Source organism: Stenotrophomonas maltophilia, from assembly GCF_025642255.1.
Lineage (GTDB): Bacteria > Pseudomonadota > Gammaproteobacteria > Xanthomonadales > Xanthomonadaceae > Stenotrophomonas > Stenotrophomonas maltophilia_P.
The window spans coordinates 2,302,764-2,321,699 of record NZ_CP106759.1; the positions used below are offsets into that span (position 1 = coordinate 2,302,764).

The following is an 18,936-nucleotide window of genomic DNA, read 5'->3' on the forward strand; positions in this document are numbered from 1 at the left end:
CTGCTACAGCGCTTCGCCGGCATCGGCCAGCCGCGACTCGATCAACGCGTACCATTGCTCCAGCATGTCGATCAGCATGTCCAGCTCTGCATCGGCACGCTGCGCCCGGCCACTGCGCAGGCAGGCCTGGGTTTCCTGCAGCTGGGCCAGGAACCCGGCCACGGTATCGGCCTGCAGGATCAGGCCCGGCAGGCGCCGCCCGGGGATGCGCACGACCGCATGATTGCCGAGCTGGCCATACACGCTGAGGGTGGTTTCCGTCTTCATGGACAGAGGCAGGAATTGGGCGTTCATCGCGTGCACCGTATGAAAACCTGAGCCACCGGCAGGGGTGGACGACGGGGGAGACGTGGCCACGTCCTGCCGGTGGTCAGGGGGGACTCGGGATGCCGGGGCATGGCCACGGCGCGGGAGACTTCAGCGCGGGTGCGCGATCCCGACGATCTGCACCCGGCGATTCGGCGCAAGGCACGCGATCAGTTCGCGACGGTTGCGCTGTGCGCACTGCACGATCGGTTCAGCCGCGCCGCGCCCTTCGGCACTGATGCTGCCCGGCGGCACTCCGCCCTGCACCAGGGCCGTGCGCACCGCTTCGGCCCGCTTCTGCGAGAGTTGCTGGTTGTAGCTGGCCGCACCGATACGGTCGGTGTAGCCGACGACCTGGATCGACTGCACCTTGCTGGCCTCACGGACCTGCGCCAGGATGCCCTGCACCGCCTGCTGGCCTTCGGCGCTGAGTACCGCGCTGTCGAAACCGAACAGTGCATCGGCGGCCAGGCGCAGCGGCTGTTCGGGCAGTGGCGCGGGTGCCGGCGGCGGCGGTGGTGGCCGCGGCGGGTCGAGCACGGCGGCGCAGGATTCGGGCTTCCAGTAGCCGGCCTGGGCGATGCCCTTGTTGTCGAAGCGCACCTGGAACTGGCAGGTGAAGTACTCGGCGCCCTGTGCGGTGCGGAAGTTGAACAGGTAATTCCACTCGCGCACGCCCCACATGCCTTCGTTGAAGTGCGGCGTACCCAGCAGGCTGTACAGCTGCCGCTTGCTCATCCCGGGCGCGAATCGGCGCAGGTCGGCGATGTCGGGATAGGTACCCTCCTTCAGCGACGCCTTGGAGACTTCCGGGAAGGCCACTGCAGTGGCCTCCGCCGGACCCTCACCGGCGGGCGCGTGGCTGCGGCAGGCGGCCAGCAGGCCGGCGGCGAGGATCAGGCCCAGCGACGCGGCGATGCGGCCAGCGCGGGCGATGCGATGCTGATTCATGTCATTCCCCCTGTAGACGTTTGCGCGGCAACCGGGCCGCGATTGCGGCCCGGCTACGGCGGTTACCACTGGATGCCGGCACCGACGGCCACACCGGCCTCGCCACGGCTGTTGGTGGAGCCGCTGAACTTGTAGATCCAGCGGCCTCCTTCCGAGACACCGGACAGGCCCACCGCCACGCCCGATTCGCCGTTGTAGCTGCCGGCGGCGAACGAGGCCATGCTGCGACCCGCTTCGCTCGGCTGCGGCAGCGAGGCCGTGGCCATGGCCGAAGCGATGCCGGCCGAAGCGCGGTTGTCGGTCCTGCGCAGGTCACGCTCGAAGCCGCCCATGCGCTCGTCGGTATAGGCCTTCGACCAGTCCAGAGTCTGCGCCATGCCGGACTTCAGCTGGTCGACATTGACCGCGTCGGTGCCTGCCGTACCGGCGGCAACGTTGCGGACCGTCGTCGGGCCGCTGGTGCTGCTGCCGAGAGTGACACTGTTGAAGTTGGTGGCTCCGTTGACGGTGGTGTCGTAGCGGATGGTGCCCTGCTGCGAGGCCTGCAGCTGCCGCACGTTGACCGCATCGGTGGCCTGGGTGCCGTCTGCCACATTGACCACCTGCCGTTCGGCGCCGCTGGCCCCCACCGAAACCGTGTTGGCACGGTTGGCCACCGACCCTGCGCCCAGGGCCACCGAGTTGTCGGCCTGTGCCTGCGAGCCGTTGCCCAGGGCCGTCGAGTTGGCACCGGCGGCCGTCGATCCTGCACCACCGGCTGCGGAATTGGCGCCCGTCGCGGCCGGATCGGCCAGGTTGTTGCTGTTGTTGGCGCGGAAGCTGCCGGCGACGTTGGTGATGTTCTGGATCTTCTGGTCGGTGTAGGCCTTGGACTGATCGATGGCATAGTTCACGCCATTCTTCAGCTGGCCGACATTCGTCGCGTCGTGATCGTCCGAGCCGTCGGCAACGTGGGTGATCTTGCGTTCACTGCCGCTGCTGCCGACCGACACTTCGCCTGCCGAATTGCTGGCACCCGTCTGACCATAGGCACCGGTATAGCCGCTCTGCGCGCCGACGCTGGCCACCGAGCCGGCACCCAGTGCCACGCTGTTGTCCGCGCTGGCGTTGGCACCGTTGCCGACTGCCACGGCCGAAGCACCTGCCGCACTGGCCTGCGGACCCACCGCCAGCGCCTCCGCACCTGCCGCAGCGGCCGCCGCGGCGCTGGAGTTCACTGCCAGGTACGGGCTGCCGCCACCGTTGGTGATGCGCTGGTTGAGCACCCTCAGCGAACCGTCCACCGCGGAGAACGCTGCGGTGACGTTGCTGTAGTCGTTGGCGGTCAGGGTGCCGTCGGTGGCGATGCTGGAGATGCTGAACGACGGCGCGGTCCACAGATTGGTGGTGCCGTCGAAGGCCGTGCTGCCGCCGAAGTAGTTGGCGATGGTCGAGTTCGTGCTGAACAGCTGGTCGCCGGTGATGGCGTCGCTGCTGCCTGCAAGGATGCTGCCGGCCGCCACGTTGGTCACCTTCACCGCACCCGTGCCGGTACCGCTCAGGGTGACCGTGTTGACGACGTTGCCACTGCCATCGACATCGTACTTCACCGCGCGCTTGTCGATATCGTCGGTCTGGTCGGCGACATTGGCCAGCGAATTGCTGACCGCGTCGAAGGCGGTGCCGACGTCGTTGTAGCTGCCCTGGCTGATGGTGCCATTGGCGGCGATGTTGTTGATCGTGTAGGTCGGCGCGGTCAGCACACCGGCCGCATTGACCGCCGCGCCGCCCCCGAGATGGGTGGCGACAGCCTGGTTGGCAGCGAACAGCTGGGCACCATTGATGGCTTCGGTGCTCGTGGCGCTCACCTGGCCCGGGCCGAGGTTGCGCAGCGTGGTCGCCGTGCCGCCCTGACCCAGCGTGGCGCTGGCGTAGTTGACGCTGCCATCGCCATTGAGGTCGTAGCGCAGCGCGCCTTCCTCCGAGGCCTGCAGCTGGCCCAGGTTCACCGCATCGGTGGCAGCCGTACCGGCGGCCAGATTCGTCACCTGGCGTTCGGCACCCGCGGCACCGATCGACACGCTGTTCGCACGATCAGCCAGGCTGCCGGCACCGACCGCGATCGCGTTGGCCGCCGTGGCGCGGGCGTTGGTACCGACCGCGATGGAGTCGGCACCGGTGGCCACTGCCTCCACGCCCGTGGAGTTCACCCGCAGGTACTTGGTGCCGCCGTTGCGGATATCGTTGATCTGCGTGTTGAGATTGACCAGCGAGCCGTCGACGGCGTCGAAGGCATCGGTCGCATTGTTGTACAGGCCCTGCGCGATGGCGCCGTCGGTGGAGATCGTGCTGATCTCGAACAGCGGCGCGGTGAAGGCGCCACTGACCGGATCGAAGGCGGTGATGCCACCGAAGAAGCCGGCGATGGCGGCGTTGGTGATGGCCAGCTGCCCGCCGTTGACGGCTTCCAGGCCGCCGGCGGTCACCGCACCCGCGGCGAGGTTGCCGATGGTGGTGATACCGGTGCCGTTGCCGAGCGTGACGCGGCGATAGTCCGGATTGCCTGCGCCATCGACGTCGTACATCACCGCGCCGGCCGAAACATCATCGATCAGGCTGATCGCGCCCTTCAACTGGGCGACGTTGACCGCATCGGTATTGGCGCTACCCGCAGCCAGGTTGGTGATCTGGCGCTCGCCACCGTTGGCGGTACCCACCGAAACTTCACCGGCAGAGACCTGGGCGGCGGTCAGGCCATAGGCGCTGTAGCTGGCCTGTGCGCCGCGCAGCGCAGCAGAACGGTAGCCCAGTGCCACCGAATTGGCCTGGTTCGAGGTCGCCTCCGCACCCAGCAGGGTCTGGCCGTTGGCAGTACCCACCGCGCTGTCGCCGACAATCACCGAGTGGCCCATGCGCGCGGCGTAGTCCGCAGTCGGCACGCCGGTTGGATTGGTGGGATCGTTGGGACCGGCTCCCGGGAACGCCACGTTGGCATCCACCTTCGGCAGCTCATGGCGGGCATTGGCGCCGATCACCACTTCCTTGGAGCCGTTGGCGAAGGCACCGTCACCCATCAGCACCTGGTAATCCTGTGCGGCGTTGACCGCCCAGCAGGAGATGTCGGCCAACGCGATATCCAGGCACTTGGCGGCCCATGCCGGCGAATCGGTCGGCAGCAGCAGGCCCAGCAGGCCACCGGGGTTGCCGTTGTTGATGTTGTAGATGTAACTGTCGGAGGTGACGCCACCGATCAGGGTCAGGTGCGAGCTGCCACCGGTCACCGCGCCGCCCAGGCCATTGAGGGTGCTGCCGACCGGTGACAGGTTCACGACCGGCAGGCCGAGCACGTTGACCGTGGAGTAGGCCTGCATCACGTTCGCATTGCTGAGCTTGAGATTGCCGTTGTGCAGATAGCCGTCACCGCCGAACAGGCTGCTGGTCGTCGGGCCGATCAGCTGGCCGACGTTGCCGACCAGGCCACCGGTACCGATGATGAGTCCCGCATTCGGATCAGCCGGAGCGGGTGCCTTCGGGCTGTCCGGCGGAATCGCCGAGGGCTGGGTCAGGCCCAGGCCACCCAGCGTGCCGCCCACCAGCCCGCCGACTGCGCCGCCGAGATTGTTGACGGTACCGTTGAGGTTGCCCTCCAGCAGGTTGCCCACCGCACCGCCGACGTTGCCGAGCGTGCCGGTGAGTACGCCGTCCAGCCCGCTGCCCGGCGTGGTGCTGCCACCCCCGAGCAGGCCACCGACAACGCTGCCGACCGAGCCGACCGTATTGTTGAGTGCACCGCCCACGGCACCTCCGATGGTGCCGACGGTGCCGTTGAGCACACCACCCACCGCACCACCGACTGCGCCGACCGTGCCGTTGAGCACGCCTCCGACTGCACCGCCGACTGCGCCCACGGTGCCGTTCAAAGCACCGCCTACGGCGCTGCCGACTGTGCCAACGGTGCCGTTCAGCGCACCGCCGACTGCACCGCCGACCGCGCCGACAGTTCCATCCAGGACGCCACCGACTGCACCTACCGTACCGTTCAACGCGCCGCCTACCGCGCTGCCGACCGTGCCGACCGTGCCGTTCAGCGCACCGCCGACTGCACCGCCGACCGTGCCGACAGTTCCATCCAGGACGCCGCCGACCGCACCAACAGTGCCGTTCAACGCGCCACCCACAGCACTGCCAACCGTGCCAACCGTGCCGTTGAGCGCACCGCCAACGGTGCCGACGGTTCCATCGAGGACACCGCCGACTGCACCTACGGTGCCGTTGAGCGCGCCACCGACTGCACCACCGACAGTGCCGGTGGTTCCATCGAGGACGCCACCTACGGCACCCACGGTACCGTTCAAAGCGCTGCCTACGGCGCTACCGACCGTGCCGACCGTGCCGTTGAGCGCGCCACCCACCGCACCACCGACGGTGCCGACGGTTCCATCGAGGACGCCGCCGACTGCACCCACCGTGCCATTCAAAGCGCCGCCTACGGCGCTACCAACCGTGCCGACGGTTCCATCGAGGACGCCGCCAACCGCACCCACGGTGCCGTTCAACGCGCCGCCTACGGCGCTGCCGATCGTGCCGACCGTGCCGTTGAGCGCGCCACCCACCGCACCACCGACGGTACCGACGGTTCCATCGAGGACACCGCCAACCGCACCCACGGTGCCGTTCAACGCGCCGCCTACGGCGCTGCCGATCGTGCCGACCGTGCCGTTGAGCGCGCCACCCACAGCACCACCGACGGTGCCGACGGTTCCATCGAGGACGCCACCTACAGCACCTACGGTGTTGTTCAACGTGTCGCCCAGGGAACCACCGACGTTGCCGACGGTGCCGTTCAGTACACCGCCCACCGCACTGCCGACCGTACCGACAGCACCGTGGAGCGTGCCGCCTACTGCGCCCACGGTGTTGTGCAGCGTGCCGCCCACTGCGCCACCCACGGTGCCGACAGTGCCGTTCAGTACACCGCTCACCGCACCGCCGACGGCGCCGACGGTTTCGTGTAGCGTTCCGCCTGCTGCGCTGCCCACCGTGCCGACCACGTCGTGCACTACGCCACCCACCGCACCGCCGACCGTGCCGGCAGCTCCGTGAAGCGTGCCACCTACTGCGCCCACGGTGTTGTGCAGCGTGCCGCCCACTGCGCTACCTACGGTGCCGACGGTTTCGTGCAGCGTCTCGCCTGCTGCGCTGCCCACCGTGCCGACTACGCCGTGCACTACGCCACCCACCGCACCGCCAAGATCGCCCAGGGCGCCGTGATGCAGGCCTCCGAGACCGAGCGTGCTGGCCTGCGCACTCACGACGGTCCGGCCCGCGAGCTTCAGGTTGCGATCGGCCACCACGTCCTGGCCACCCGGGCCCTGCACGCGCACCTTGCCGGCGACGCCTGCATCGAACGCCGCCGTGATCGCCCGATCATCGGTCTCGCCCGGCAGTTCTTCCTTGGCGGGCAAGCTCACCGCTGCGGTTGCGGAGGCCTTGCCCTGGCCCTCGATTCGATGTCCGGCGATGGCCAGATGCGAGTCGGCGTTGCCGTCGATGCCGGCCTTCAACCCGGACAATCCCTGCGAGGACGTCGTGATGCCCGCTGCCGCCCTGGCGCCGGCACCCACCGATGCCACCGGAGCGCCTGCGATGCCGACCCTGGCCTTTGCCTTCGCATCGGCTGTCAGCCCCAGCGGCGAAGCGGCACCGGAGGAAACGTTCGCTGCCAGTGAGGTATCCACCTGGGTACCCGCTCCGATGCCGAGCTGGGCCCGCACATCAGCGGCCAGGGCTGGCGTGGGCACGTGCTGCGGCGATGCGTTCGCCCCCAGCTTCACCTGCACGGCGGCCGGCAGGACATCGCGCACCAGCGGCAGCGAGGTCGTGCTCAACTGCAGGCCCACACGCGTATCGGCACTGATCGCAGGCGTCGCCTGCGCCTGTCGCGCGGCTGCGGCCAGGGCGACTTCGGCATCGACCTTCACCGGCAAGGTCTGGGTGTACTTGGCCGCCAGCGCCTGCAGATCGCGCAGCGACTGGTTGGATTCGGTTGCGGATGCCGGCCCGCTGGCCAGCACGCACAGCAGTGCAAGCGCAAGGGCGCTGGGCGTCAGCAGGGAGGTGCGCGGATCGCGTGATGCGGTGCCGCCGCTATCGCCGGTGGCCAGTTCCGAGGCCACAACCAGAGCATTGAGCTGGCGGTTCCATACACGCCGGTAGATGCGGTTCATGAGCATTTCCCCCGTAGGCGAACAACTTGAATGACAGTGGACTTGCCGCTAGGCAGGTGACTGACATTTCAACGGTTCGCGGAGGCGTGGCGCACTTCAATCCGGCAGGGCAATCGCGCAATCCGGCAAATCCACGGCCGGATTCGGCAGCCGGATATGCAAAACCGGCAGCAATGCCGTGAAAGCCCCTGTGGGGCAGACTCAGGCCGGTTGGCCCAACTGCGCGGGTGCACGCATCAGGGTATCCCGCGGAAGTTCACCGAACACCTTCCGGTAATTGTCGGCAAAGCGGGAGAGATCCCACAGGCCACAGCTCAGCGCGATCGCCTTGACCGAACGCCTGCTGGAGTCGGCCATCGACAGGCTGCGGCAGGCTGCACAGAGGCGCAGCATGGACAGATAACGGTTGGGCGACGTACCGAACAGATCTTCAAATGCATAGCGCAGGCCACGCTCGCTGACACCGGCGGCGTCGCAGATTTCATTCATGTATATATTGCGACGCAGGTTGAGCCGCATGAAATTCTCGGCGCGCTGGGCGATCAGGTAATGCGTACGCCGTGCGCGGCTGCACCCCGGGCGATCGACGGCACCGGCACCCAGCAGGGCCTGGATGTGCTCATGCAGCAGCCGCTCGGTTTCCTCCGGCTGCAGGCTGGCACCCTGCCCCAGCTGCTGGTGCAGCTGCTGGTAATGCAGCGCCAGCGGGGCGTCATCACCGGACAGATTGAACAGCGAGAGCGCCTGTCCCGCCGGCGGCGTGCTGCGCAGGCTCAGTTCGGTCAGCTTGCGCTGCACGCGGGATACCGGCACCAGCATCAGGGTCAAGCGGGTACCGGGGCTGAGGGTGAATTCACTGATGCCTTCGGGAAGCACGGTCAACGCCATCCCGGCCGCCAGCGGTACGCCATGGCACCAGCTCACCGCCTCGTCGGTGGCCTGCAGATACCCCAGCATCGCCCAGTCCGGCGGCAGCATGAAGCGGCCACGGCAATGGAATCCGCAGCTGATGCTGCAGAACAGGGCTTCCTCATGCACGCGCGAAGCGAACGCCGCGCGCGGACCATTGCCGTCGAGCAGCAACAGTTCCACATCGCATACGCGAAGCACACCGCTCAGCGTGGCCAGGTCGATCGACCGGAGCTCGCCGTCGTCGCTGTCAACCACCCCACCATCAACCATGACAGTGTCGTCCCCCGTTGGTCAGCTGCCCGCCGCAACCCCCACTGCCCTACAGGTGCGCGCGGTTTCCAAGAGCATCATCCGTTGCCGTGATGGATGCGGCCACTGGCCGGCTCCACCTTGAAAGTACCAAACCTTGAATACGAGTATGCCCGATAATCCACGCAGGTAAACAGGTCGCACGGGAATACAGCAACCCGCGCCCGGCGTGAAGGAAATGTGGGCGCCAGTGGCACGATTCTCGCATGCGTTAACCCGGGTCACATTATTAACATCACGATGAATCGTTACGCCTGGGAACGGCGCTTCATCACAGAATAAGCAACCGATTATCAGGAATAAGAGATTCCTGCCGAATTTGCATATAGGTTCCGGTTGCACCCGGCCGCCATTCAGGCAAAGTCGGTATCACGGTGATCGAACCGCTCCGATGCGGTCACACCCAGGGGACAGCATGACGATGCACACGCTGCTCGATGACGTTGCGACCACCGGCCTGGTGCCGCGCGGTCGCACATGCGCGGTCGCTGCACTCCCTGGCGGAGATCACCCTGCTTTAGCGATGCGGGACAGTCCCGCATTGCCACCTCCGCCAGGATGGCAGAGGTCCATGGACGGTCCCGACGGAGTCGGGCAACCGGCCGATGCAGGTGTCTTGTTGCCATTGACAGGTAGAGGGAGACAACCGTCATGAACGCTTCCATCCGCAAGTTCCTGAAAGAAGAAGATGGCGTGACCGCGCTCGAATACGGGCTGCTGGCCGCTGTGATCGCCGGCATCCTGATTGCCGTGGGCCGCACCCAGATCACGGCATTCTTCACCACGCTGTTCACCCGCCTTTCGGCAATCGCCACCGAAGCAACCACCTGAGCGACCTGCGGACGCACCACCGCTGGTCGCGCCATCCGCGACCACGGTGGCCGCAGGCCGGGATGCGGTTGCAGACGGTCCAGTGACGGACGAAGGGGAGTGCGATGACACTGCTGGGACTATTGGCCATCGGTGTGTGCCTGCGGATCGCGATCAGCGATCTGTATGCCCGCCGGGTGCCCAATGCCTGGCTGCTGGCGGCGTGCGCATTCGCAATACCTCTGCTCGTCGCCGGGCAATTTGGTGAGCCACGACTGCCCTGGCCGGCGCACCTGCTCGGTGCCGTTGCCGGCTTGCTCGCGCTCCTGCCCTTCTACGCACTACGCTGGATGGGCGCAGGCGACGTGAAATTCTTTGCCGTGCTCGGCCTGCTGCTGGGATGGCATGCCTTGCTGCCGATATGGGTAGTGGCCAGCCTTGCCGCCGGCGCCCACGCAGTGGCGATCCTGCTCGGGCGTCAGCTGGGCATGCACCTGCCGATGCGCGTGCAGCTGCAGGTATCGCGCGCCAGCGAGCAATGGCAGACGCACCCCGCATTGCGCGGAATGGAGGCTGCCCGCCAGGGGCGCCGCGGCATTCCCTATGCGGCCTACCTCGCATTGGCGGCGATCGGCTGGCTCCTGGCCACGACCTACGGAGGTCTCGCATGAACACCCTCGGTCCGCGGCGCCAGCGTGGCGTGGTTGCCGTCGAATACGCGCTGATGATGATCCTCGGCCTGGTGCCGCTGCTGCTGTTCACTTTTTCCGGCGTGCTGATCATGGCTGCCCAGCAGACGCTTGCAACGGCCGCTGCCGAAGGCGCGCGCGCATCGCTGCGCTTCGGAACCGCCAACGAACGGCGCACGGCCGCGTGCGTCGCGGCACGCCAGTCGATGCAATGGCTGCTGCAGTTCTCAAGGCAGAACCCCGACTGCAGCGCCGGCGGCACCGGTCCGATCCAGGTCTCGGCGCAGGCGCCCTGCGCGGGCATGGCAACCGCGCAGTGCATGACGGTCACCGTCCGCTACGACTATGCCGCCCACCCCTTTTTCCCCGGCACCGCCACGCTTTACGGCTGGGTGATGCGGGCCCCCATCCGCAGCGTCGCGGTCGCCCAGCTCGACCTCGGCTCCGGCAACTGACGGTACAGGAGACGGTTCCATGCTCAAGTTGACCCGCATCGCCGCCATCGCTCTGATCGCACTCGCGGTGCTGCTGGCGCTGATCGCATTCGTGATCGGCCGCAGGCCCGCCCCTTCGACGGAAAGCGCGGCTCCGGTCGTTCACGCCGACGCACAGGCCATTACGGTGGTCGAGGCCATCGCCCGGCTGCCGGCCGGTGAACCGATCACAGCCAATGGCGTGCGCCTGGCGCGTCGAAGCGCAGCCGTGCCGGGTGCCGCCGCCGACCTGGCCGCCGTGGTCGGCAAGGTGCCGGTGCAGGACATCGCCGAAGGCAGCACCATCAGCGACGCAGTGCTGGCCCAGGGCTTCTCGCTGCAGCTGCGGCCCGGCGAGCGTGCACTGGCGGTGCCGGTGGATGAACTGGTCGGTGCCGGCAACCGTATCCTGCCGGGCGATTTCGTCGATGTGTTCCTCAACCTGCGCAGCGAACCTGCCAGCTACAACGCGGCACCCGACGCCGCACAGACCCGCCTTCTGCTGTCGCGCCTGCGCGTGCTCAGTTATGGCCAGCAGGACATCGCCCCGAACACGGGCAGCACGAATGCCAGCGCCGATACCAGCAACCGTGCAGACCCGCGCGCGGCGGATATCACCAGCAACGCCAGCAGCGGTGGCGGCAGTAGCGGTGACGCAGCCCAGCCGGCCCGCAGCGCCGTGCTGGCGGTGCCGGTGGCCGATGCCAACCGGCTGCTGCTGGGCGCGCAGCAGGGCAAGCTCTACCTCGCGCTGCGCAATCCCGCCGACGCCGGCCAGCCCGACCTGGCCCTGTTCCCGCAGGCGCGGGGTGTGATCGACCCGCTGCGTGGCCTGGACGCGGAACAGCAGCTGGCGTTGCAGCGCCCCGAGAACCACGCCTTCGCCGGCATCGATGGCGATGCCCTGGCCGGTCGCAGCAACGCACGCGCACGCACGGTGAACGACGCCCCGGCACAGCCCCCCGCCGCCCGCCGCAGCGCACCGCGCGCATCCGGAATCGAGATCATCCGCGGCGATGGTTCTGCGCCCCGCGGCTCCCTTTGACCTGCACCGAGAGCTTCCATGACCGAACGTCGCCAGAGTCCACGCCCCTCCTCCCGCCAGCGCTGGCTCGCTCTGCTGCTGGTGCTGCTGGCGCCTGCGACCAGCGTGGCTGCTGACGACCTGGTGCTGCAGGCCCGCGAACAGCGGCCATGGACACTGCCCGCGGACCTGGAACGGGTGGCCATCGCCGATCCGGGCGTCGCCGATATCGTGATGCTGCGAGGCCAGCGCCAGGCGCTGCTGGTCGGCAAGGCCCCCGGCACCACCACCCTGCTGCTGTGGCACCGCAAGCAGTCGGAGCCACAGCGCGTGCAGGTCCGCGTGCAGAGCGCGGTGCAGGGGGCGGCCGATGCGGGTTCCAGCGGCCTGGTGTTCACCCAGCAGGACCAGCAGGGCCTGCTGCAGGGAAGCACCGACAGTGCGCTCTCGCACATGCAGGAACAGAAGGCGGCCGCGATGGCGTTGGGCAAGGATGGCCAGCTGGCCGATGCCTCCACCATCGCCAGCGGCGGTGTGGTCCAGGTCGAGGTGAAGGTGGTCGAGTTCAACAAGACCGCGCTGAAACAGGTCGGCATCAGCTTCCAGAACCGCAACGGCGGTTTTGCCTATGGCTTCGCTCGTCCGGGCGGCATCCTGCCGGGCAACACCGGCGTGCTGCCCGGCATGCAGGAGGGCAATTCCAGCAACGAATCGGAATCGCCCATCTCGTCGGCCTTCCGCCTGGTGTTCGGCTCGACGAAGGGCCTGTGGAATGCGGACCTCGATCTGCTGCAGTCCAATGGCATGGCCCGGGTGCTGGCCGAGCCGACCCTGGTCGCGCTGTCCGGCCAGAGCGCCAGCTTCCTCGCCGGTGGTGAACTGCCGATCCTCGAACCCCAGGGCCTGGGGACCACCACCATCACCTACAAGCCGTTCGGCATCGGCCTGACCGTCACCCCGACCGTGCTCGCGCCCAACCGCATCGCCCTGAAGGTGGCGCCGGAAGCCAGCGACCTCGACTACACCAACGCCATTTCCCTCAACGGTGTGCAGATTCCCTCGATCAGCACCCGCCGTGCCGATACCACGGTGGAGCTGGGCGATGGCGAGAGCTTCGTGATCGGCGGTCTCGTCAGCTCGACGGTCGCCTCCACGGTGAACAAGATCCCGCTGCTGGGCGACCTGCCGATCATCGGCTCGTTCTTCCGCGATTTCGACTACAAGCGCCAGGACAAGGAACTGGTGATCATCGTCACGCCACGGCTGGTGCAGCCCCTCGCCCGCGATGCCGAGCTGGCACTGCCAGGCGAGCGCGAGGCCCGGCCCAACCTGCCTGAGTGGGGTTCCTGGCTGCTGGGTCCGGTCAGCCAGGACCCGGTGCCCGGTTTCTCACGTTGAATCCATGATGCCTGCGATACCACGCCCATGCCCTACGCCACTGCCCAGCCGCTGCATCCGCAAGGACCGCCGATGAACCTGGTCCTGTACGGGATGGATCGCGAACTGCTGCCGCGGCTGGCGGCCAAGCTGCCGCCTGCCACCACCCTGCACTGGCAGGACAGCGGTGAGCCGACATCCGCGCAGGACCTGCAACGCGGTCCGCAGAATCTGGTACTGCTCGACTTCCGCCCCGAGCACGCCGCCGCCTCGACCGTGCTGGCGCAGCAGCTGCAGCAGACCCAGCCGGACCTTGCGCTGGTCGCCGTTGGCGCCACCAGTGCCGGGCAGGTCGAAGGCGTGGTGATGGCGCTGCGCGCCGGCCTGCGCGATGTGCTCGACCTGGACAGCGACAACACCGGCATCGAGGCCGCGCTGCGCCGCGCGCTCTCGCCCCGGCCCGCCGCTGCCGCACACCAGCCGCACAAGGCGCGGTTGATCCTGCTGCTGGGCGTACGTGCCGGGGTCGGCACCAGCACACTGGCCGCGCATCTGGCCGTGCTTGCACAACAGACCCATGCGTTGGCGCAGGGCGAGGCCAGCACCCAGGACGGTCTGCTGCTGGAACTGGCGCAGCCGGCAGGCGACCTGGCGCTCTACCTCAATCTGGACAGCCGCTTCCACTACGAAGACGCACTGCGCAATGCCAGCCGCATCGACGCCACCCTGGCGCGCACTGCGATGGCGCGCCATGACAGCGGACTGGTCCTGCTCGACCGCGCCAGCGGCAGCGATGCGCTTCCGCCGTCCGATCCGGGCGCCCTGCTCCAGCGGCTGCGCGGCGTGTTTGCCAGCGTGCTGTGCGACGCCGGCGGCTGCCCGCTGCGTCAACTGCCACCGCTGCTGCTGGACCAGGCCGACGAGATTTGGCTGGTCGCGGACGCTTCGATTGCCACTCTGGTCTCGCTTGACCATGCGCTCAAGCATCTGTCCGGCCAGCGCGAACGGGAGAAGCGCCTGCAACTGGTGATCAACCGCCATGACGACAGCAGCGGCATGAGCCCGGAGCAGATCGCCCGACGGTTCGAGCTTCCACTGCTGGCCACGCTCCCCGAACGACCACGCGTACGTGCCTCCGCCAGCCACGGCCACCTGCTGCTGCAGGACGCGCCGCGTGATCCGTACCTGCGTGCCCTCGCCCCGCTCGTCCAACGCCTGGATCCGGCTGCATGCCCGGTCCAGACGCACGGCCTGCGGGAAAGACTTGCCCTTGCCCTGGGTGGATCGCAATGGAAGACAAAGTAACCCCGTTTCCGCACGCCGTCGCCCGCCACACCGTTCCTGACCACGTTGCGGGCAATCTGCCGTTCGCACAGACCGAGCAGTACCAGAAGGTGCTGTCCGCGGCGCATGAGCACCTGCTCAACAGCATCGAGGACGAGCGCATCGATATCGATTCCTGGGCACCGGACACGATCGCGCGCTGGGTGCAGGTGCAGACCGTGGGTTTCATCCAGGAGTGGCGCATCCCGATCAATGAAGAGGAGATGCAGGTGGTGGCCGAGGGCCTGGTCAAGGAGCTGACCGGCTTCGGCCCGCTGGACGACCTGCTGCATGATCCCACCATCGAAGACATCCTGATCAATGGCTTCAAGGATGTGCACGTCTCGCAGGGCGGACAGCTCAAGCGCGCAACCCAGCGCTTCACCGACGACACCCATCTGCTGCGCATCCTGCGCCGCATCCTCGCACCACTTGGCCGGCGCCTGGATGACTCCAACCCGATGGTGGATGCGCGCCTGCCCAACGGCGGCCGCCTCAATGCGATCATCTCGCCGCTGGCGGTGGACGGCCCGATGGTCTCCATCCGCAAGTTCCGCAAGGACCCGTTCACGCCCGATGAACTGCTGGCCAAGGGCACCTTCGATGCGCCGATGCAGGCGCTGCTGAAGGCGATGGTGCTGGGTCGCTGCAACATCCTCGTCTCCGGTGGCACCAGCTCGGGCAAGACCTCGCTGCTGAACGCCCTGGCCAGCTACGTGCCACCCACCGAGCGCGTGATCACCGTCGAGGACACCGCCGAGCTCTCACTCAACCATCCGCACGTGGTGCGCCTGGAGAGCCGCATCGGTGGTGCGGAGGGACAGGGCGCCGTCAGCATCCGTGACCTGGTGCGCAACAGCCTGCGCATGCGCCCCGACCGCATCGTGGTCGGCGAGGTGCGCGGCGCGGAAGTGCTGGAGATGCTGCAGGCGATGAACACCGGCCACGACGGCTCGATGGCCACCATCCATGCCAACTCGCCGCGCGACTGTCTCTATCGCATCGAGATGCTGGCCGGCTTCGCCGGGTTCCAGGGCAGCGAAGACAGCCTGCGCCGGCAGATCGCCAGCGCGATCGATTTCATCGTGCAGATCTCGCGCCTCGGCAGTGGCCGGCGCGTGCTGGTATCGATCACCGAGATCACCGGCGTCAGCGACAACCTGATCACCACCCAGGAGATGTTCCGCCACGAAGTGCAGATCGACGGCAGTGGCAAGGAGACCGACCGCTGGATCGGGCTGGGCTTCCAGCCGCACTCGCACAAGCTCGAGCCGTTCCGCCAACTGTTGCGCGAATCCCTCTACGGAGACTACTGAACATGGGGACCGGCCTGCTGCTGGGCGTATTGAGCATCGTGTCGGTGCTGCTGGCGCTGGCGGTATGGCTGTGGGGCACCGCCAACAGCCGCGAACAGCGGCAGGCATCCCTGCAGCATGCCGAACAGCAGCTGGCACGTGGCAGCGCGGGCCCGGGCAGCAACGCGGCTGCGGCCAACGATGGATCGCGGCCGCTGCCGGCAGCAGCTGGCCGTCGCGCGCTGCCCTGGAATGGCCTGCTGCAACGCGCGGGCCTCGCCACCGGCTGGAAGGTGCCGCTGATGCTGCTGGTGCCCGGCCTGGCCCTCTCGCTGTTCGCGATGCTGCGGCTGGGAACGGCATGGATGCTGCCGCTGACGCTGCTGCTGTACCTGCTGGGCTGCTGGTTGTGGATCATGCGCCGCACCGCCAAGTTGCAGGCCAAGCTGCTGCATCAGCTGCCGGACTTCCTCGACAACCTGGTCCGCCTGACCGCGCTCGGCAACAGCCTGCAGTCGGCCTTCCAGGTCGCGTCGCAACAGGCGACGCCGCCACTGCGTGAGCTGCTGGACACCACCGTGCGATACGCGCGGGGCGGCATGGACCTGGACCGCGCACTGAACCTCGCCGCGCAGCCCTATCGGATGGAGGTGCTGAAGGTGCTGGCCGTGGTGATGGGCGTCAGCGTCCGCATCGGCGGCCGCGCCGATCAGATCCTGCAGCGCATGGGCGATTTCATGCGCGACCTGGAGCAGGCCCAGCAGGAGCTGTCAGCCACCACGTCCGAGACCCGCATGTCGGCCTGGGTGCTGGGACTGCTTCCGCCCGCCAGCGCCGTACTGATGGCGATCTCCAGCCCCGAGTTCTTCCAGCCCGTCCTGCACGATCCGCTCGGTCACAAGATCCTGCTGATCGCCCTGGGCCTGGAACTGCTCGGTGGTTTCCTGCTGTATCGCCTGGCCAAGTCGCTATGAGCATCCGCAGCGGAGGTTCCCGATGAGCGCAACTGCCTGGTTCGCACTTGCCCTGCTGGTCCTGGCCGCCGGCGTCGCCCTGCTCGGTGTGGGCGGCTGGGTCCGCAGCCATCGCGAGGACCGCAGTGCGGCAACGCTGAAGACCGCATTGCAGCCACGTGATCCGATCGCCGACGAGGACGCGGCCCGCAGGGATTCACTGGGCTGGCTGGAGCGCTTCGGCCGGACGCTCAGCGGCGGGCGCCTGGAAGCCGCACTGCTGGCAGGCGAGGATCGCCTGCTGCTTGATCTGGCCGGCTGGAACACCCGTCGCGGCACGGCGATCTATCTGGGCCTGCGCCTGCTGCTGGCAGTACTGGTGCTGGCGCTGACCCTGGCCGTGAGCGATGCCACCGGCCTGGCCCGGATCATGGTGATCGTCGGCGCGCTCGCCGCCGGCCTGCTGCTGCCCAAGTTGGTGCTGGCCGCGTGGGTCAAGCGGCGGCGGCGCGCCGTCAACAACGAGTTGCCGCTGCTGATCGACCTGCTGCGCCTTCTGCAGGGGGTTGGCTTCAGCATGGATCAGAGCCTGCAGACCCTGGGCGACAAGCTGCGCGACGCACTGCCGGTGCTCGGTGGCGAGATCCAGGAGGCGAACGTCGCCTACACCCATGGACGCACTCGCGCCCAGTCGCTGCGCCGGCTCAGCGATGTCTACGGCGATGACGACCTGTCCAGCCTGGTGCAGTTGATCCTGCAGGTGCACGCCCACGGCGGCGCGGTGCAGGAGCCGCTGCGCCAGTTCAGCATCCGGCTGCGCGAACAGCGCCGCAATGCTCTGAAAGAGAAGGTCGGCAAGCTCTCGGTGAAGATGACCGTGGTGATGATGCTGACCCTGCTGCCTGCACTGATGCTGGTGCTGGCCGGGCCTGCGCTGGTCGCGCTGGCCAAAACCCTGTCGAACATGGGATGACCGTCATGCCTGCTCTGCGCCACGCCTGTCTGTTGTTTGCTCTTGCCACTGCCGTCGCGGGATGCGCCTCGTCCACCCCGAAGTACCTGCGCGCGCCTACCCTGGCCGAGCCCGGGCCCGCGCCGCAGGACAGCCGCAATGCCTACCTTGAGCTGATCGAGCGCATGCAGCTGCAAGGGGCCTGGTACGCCTCGCTGGCGCATGTGGATGCATTCCGCCAGCGCTACGGCGATCCTCCGGCGCTGCGCCTGCTGCAGGCCAATGCACTGCGCGAGACCGGCCAGACCGACGCCGCAGCCGCGCTGTACCGCGAACTCAGCAGCGGGCCGCAGGCCGCCGCCGCGGCACATGGCCTGGGCCTGATCGCCGCGCATCGCGATGACGAGGCCGGCAGCGAACTGTCGCTGGCCCGCGCCACCCAGCTGCAGCCGTTGAATACCGATTACCTGGGTGACCTGGGGTATGCGCGTCTGCGTGCCGGCCGCTTCGACCAGGCCCGCGAGCCGCTGGCCAAAGCACTGGAACTGTCACCGGGCAACGCCAAGGCGACCGCCAACCTGGCGCTGTGGGCGGTCCTGCGCGGCGACAACGCCACAGCCGAACGCCTGGCTGCGCAGGCCAACCTCAACGAAGACACCCGGCGCAGCATCCAGCAGCAGGCCCAGCAGATCCGCAGCCGGCTGCAGCAGCGCCAGGCGCAGGCGGCGGCCAGCAGCGCGGCACGGATCACCACCGCGCCGACCAACGCTACCGCCCCCGCCAGCAGCCGGCTGGCGGCCGAAACACGCCGTGACGCCCGCGATCGCGACCCCTCCCGTCTGCCGCCGTCGATGCTGGAGCGCTTCGGCACGTCCGACCACCCGACCGAGAACACGCCATGACCGCCATGACCCTGATCCGACGCCTGCTGCCTGCGGTCACCTGCTGCCTGCTTGCCACGGGAGCCCACGCACAGGCGCCACAGGCGCCGCTGACCGGCCAGATGCTGGGAGGCGGCCCGGCCGCCGGCCCGGCCGTCGCCCCACAGCAGGCCGAAGCACTGGCAACCGTCGACCTGGCGGCGCCTGCGCCGCCCCCGGCGATGCCAACCGCGCCTCCTGCTCCGGTGGCCGCCGCACCGGCTGCGCCACGGCGCAACGAGGTCGGTGATGCCACGCGCCAGCTGTTCCAGCTGCAGGCGTCCGGGCAACAGGCGGGCGCGCGGCTGCCGATCCTCGGCGACCAGGCCACCGCCAGCTACGCGCGCTACCTGAAGAGTTTCGAGCAGGACATCCCCGCCTTCTTCGACACGGATGTCGGCAGTTCCAAGAGCACCTCCAACTCCGGACGCTGAGG

General features: G+C 68.1%; 15 protein-coding genes. 11 read left to right on the forward strand and 4 right to left on the reverse strand.

The window, feature by feature from the left end; all coding sequences use genetic code 11:
• Window positions 1-3: 3 nt before the first annotated feature.
• The 4 genes from N8888_RS10585 to N8888_RS10600 all read right to left on the reverse strand — a co-directional run bounded on the left by N8888_RS10585 (window position 4) and on the right by N8888_RS10600 (window position 8,645).
• On the reverse strand, window positions 4-294 hold the full coding sequence (locus tag N8888_RS10585) for a DUF6959 family protein (protein ID WP_053517836.1): 291 nt from the start codon (window positions 292-294) through the stop codon (window positions 4-6).
• A 123-nt stretch (window positions 295-417) separates the two neighbouring features.
• Window positions 418-1,257 carry an OmpA family protein gene (locus N8888_RS10590; RefSeq protein ID WP_053517837.1) on the reverse strand — a complete coding sequence of 280 codons (840 nt, stop codon included), beginning with the start codon at window positions 1,255-1,257 and terminating at the stop codon, window positions 418-420.
• Between the two features lie 62 nt (window positions 1,258-1,319).
• Entirely contained in the window at window positions 1,320-7,463 is a 6,144-nt protein-coding gene (locus N8888_RS10595) for an ESPR-type extended signal peptide-containing protein (protein WP_263174567.1), read from the reverse strand.
• A 201-nt stretch (window positions 7,464-7,664) separates the two neighbouring features.
• Entirely contained in the window at window positions 7,665-8,645 is a 981-nt protein-coding gene (locus N8888_RS10600; protein ID WP_065175242.1) for an AraC family transcriptional regulator, read from the reverse strand.
• A 690-nt stretch (window positions 8,646-9,335) separates the two neighbouring features.
• On the opposite strand from N8888_RS10600, the gene N8888_RS10605 reads away from it, so the two are divergent.
• The 11 genes from N8888_RS10605 to N8888_RS10655 all read left to right on the forward strand — a co-directional run bounded on the left by N8888_RS10605 (window position 9,336) and on the right by N8888_RS10655 (window position 18,934).
• Window positions 9,336-9,515, forward strand: a complete 180-nt coding sequence (locus N8888_RS10605; protein WP_263174570.1) for a Flp family type IVb pilin — start codon at window positions 9,336-9,338, stop codon at window positions 9,513-9,515.
• A 104-nt stretch (window positions 9,516-9,619) separates the two neighbouring features.
• Entirely contained in the window at window positions 9,620-10,165 is a 546-nt protein-coding gene (locus N8888_RS10610; protein WP_263174571.1) for an A24 family peptidase, read from the forward strand.
• Window positions 10,162-10,638 (forward strand): TadE/TadG family type IV pilus assembly protein, encoded by a 477-nt coding sequence (locus tag N8888_RS10615; protein ID WP_111185924.1) that lies wholly within the window; start codon window positions 10,162-10,164, stop codon window positions 10,636-10,638. Before N8888_RS10610 ends, N8888_RS10615 begins: the two co-directional genes overlap by 4 nt.
• Window positions 10,639-10,657: 19 nt before the next feature.
• Window positions 10,658-11,701 (forward strand): Flp pilus assembly protein CpaB, encoded by a 1,044-nt coding sequence (cpaB, locus tag N8888_RS10620; protein WP_164152538.1) that lies wholly within the window; start codon window positions 10,658-10,660, stop codon window positions 11,699-11,701.
• A gap of 18 nt (window positions 11,702-11,719) precedes the next feature.
• Window positions 11,720-13,078, forward strand: a complete 1,359-nt coding sequence (locus N8888_RS10625) for a type II and III secretion system protein family protein (RefSeq protein WP_263174578.1) — start codon at window positions 11,720-11,722, stop codon at window positions 13,076-13,078.
• Between the two features lie 27 nt (window positions 13,079-13,105).
• Complete coding sequence (locus N8888_RS10630) at window positions 13,106-14,362, forward strand: CpaE/TadZ family protein (RefSeq protein WP_065175248.1); 1,257 nt, start codon at window positions 13,106-13,108, stop codon at window positions 14,360-14,362.
• Window positions 14,347-15,696: a TadA family conjugal transfer-associated ATPase gene (locus N8888_RS10635; protein WP_065175249.1), complete on the forward strand. Its 1,350-nt coding sequence runs from the start codon at window positions 14,347-14,349 to the stop codon at window positions 15,694-15,696. The genes N8888_RS10630 and N8888_RS10635 overlap by 16 nt, the downstream gene beginning before the upstream one ends.
• Before the next feature lie 2 nt (window positions 15,697-15,698).
• Window positions 15,699-16,649 (forward strand): type II secretion system F family protein, encoded by a 951-nt coding sequence (locus N8888_RS10640; RefSeq protein WP_065182947.1) that lies wholly within the window; start codon window positions 15,699-15,701, stop codon window positions 16,647-16,649.
• Window positions 16,650-16,671: 22 nt separating this feature from the next.
• A complete protein-coding gene (locus N8888_RS10645; RefSeq protein ID WP_263174583.1) occupies window positions 16,672-17,601 on the forward strand; it encodes a type II secretion system F family protein in 930 nt (309 codons plus the stop codon).
• 5 nt (window positions 17,602-17,606) lie between these two features.
• Complete coding sequence (locus N8888_RS10650; RefSeq protein WP_262100531.1) at window positions 17,607-18,482, forward strand: tetratricopeptide repeat protein; 876 nt, start codon at window positions 17,607-17,609, stop codon at window positions 18,480-18,482.
• Window positions 18,479-18,934 carry a DUF3613 domain-containing protein gene (locus N8888_RS10655; RefSeq protein WP_263174585.1) on the forward strand — a complete coding sequence of 152 codons (456 nt, stop codon included), beginning with the start codon at window positions 18,479-18,481 and terminating at the stop codon, window positions 18,932-18,934. The genes N8888_RS10650 and N8888_RS10655 overlap by 4 nt, the downstream gene beginning before the upstream one ends.
• The last annotated feature ends 2 nt before the right edge of the window (window positions 18,935-18,936 follow it).

Coding starts and splice junctions, on each gene's coding strand:
- N8888_RS10585 (WP_053517836.1), bottom strand. CDS start 294: ATGAACGCCCAATTCCTGCCTCTGTCCATGAAGACGGAAACCACCCTC.
- N8888_RS10590 (WP_053517837.1), bottom strand. CDS start 1,257: ATGAATCAGCATCGCATCGCCCGCGCTGGCCGCATCGCCGCGTCGCTG.
- N8888_RS10595 (WP_263174567.1), bottom strand. CDS start 7,463: ATGAACCGCATCTACCGGCGTGTATGGAACCGCCAGCTCAATGCTCTG.
- N8888_RS10600 (WP_065175242.1), bottom strand. CDS start 8,645: ATGGTTGATGGTGGGGTGGTTGACAGCGACGACGGCGAGCTCCGGTCG.
- N8888_RS10605 (WP_263174570.1), top strand. CDS start 9,336: ATGAACGCTTCCATCCGCAAGTTCCTGAAAGAAGAAGATGGCGTGACC.
- N8888_RS10610 (WP_263174571.1), top strand. CDS start 9,620: ATGACACTGCTGGGACTATTGGCCATCGGTGTGTGCCTGCGGATCGCG.
- N8888_RS10615 (WP_111185924.1), top strand. CDS start 10,162: ATGAACACCCTCGGTCCGCGGCGCCAGCGTGGCGTGGTTGCCGTCGAA.
- cpaB (WP_164152538.1), top strand. CDS start 10,658: ATGCTCAAGTTGACCCGCATCGCCGCCATCGCTCTGATCGCACTCGCG.
- N8888_RS10625 (WP_263174578.1), top strand. CDS start 11,720: ATGACCGAACGTCGCCAGAGTCCACGCCCCTCCTCCCGCCAGCGCTGG.
- N8888_RS10630 (WP_065175248.1), top strand. CDS start 13,106: ATGCCCTACGCCACTGCCCAGCCGCTGCATCCGCAAGGACCGCCGATG.
- N8888_RS10635 (WP_065175249.1), top strand. CDS start 14,347: ATGGAAGACAAAGTAACCCCGTTTCCGCACGCCGTCGCCCGCCACACC.
- N8888_RS10640 (WP_065182947.1), top strand. CDS start 15,699: ATGGGGACCGGCCTGCTGCTGGGCGTATTGAGCATCGTGTCGGTGCTG.
- N8888_RS10645 (WP_263174583.1), top strand. CDS start 16,672: ATGAGCGCAACTGCCTGGTTCGCACTTGCCCTGCTGGTCCTGGCCGCC.
- N8888_RS10650 (WP_262100531.1), top strand. CDS start 17,607: ATGCCTGCTCTGCGCCACGCCTGTCTGTTGTTTGCTCTTGCCACTGCC.
- N8888_RS10655 (WP_263174585.1), top strand. CDS start 18,479: ATGACCGCCATGACCCTGATCCGACGCCTGCTGCCTGCGGTCACCTGC.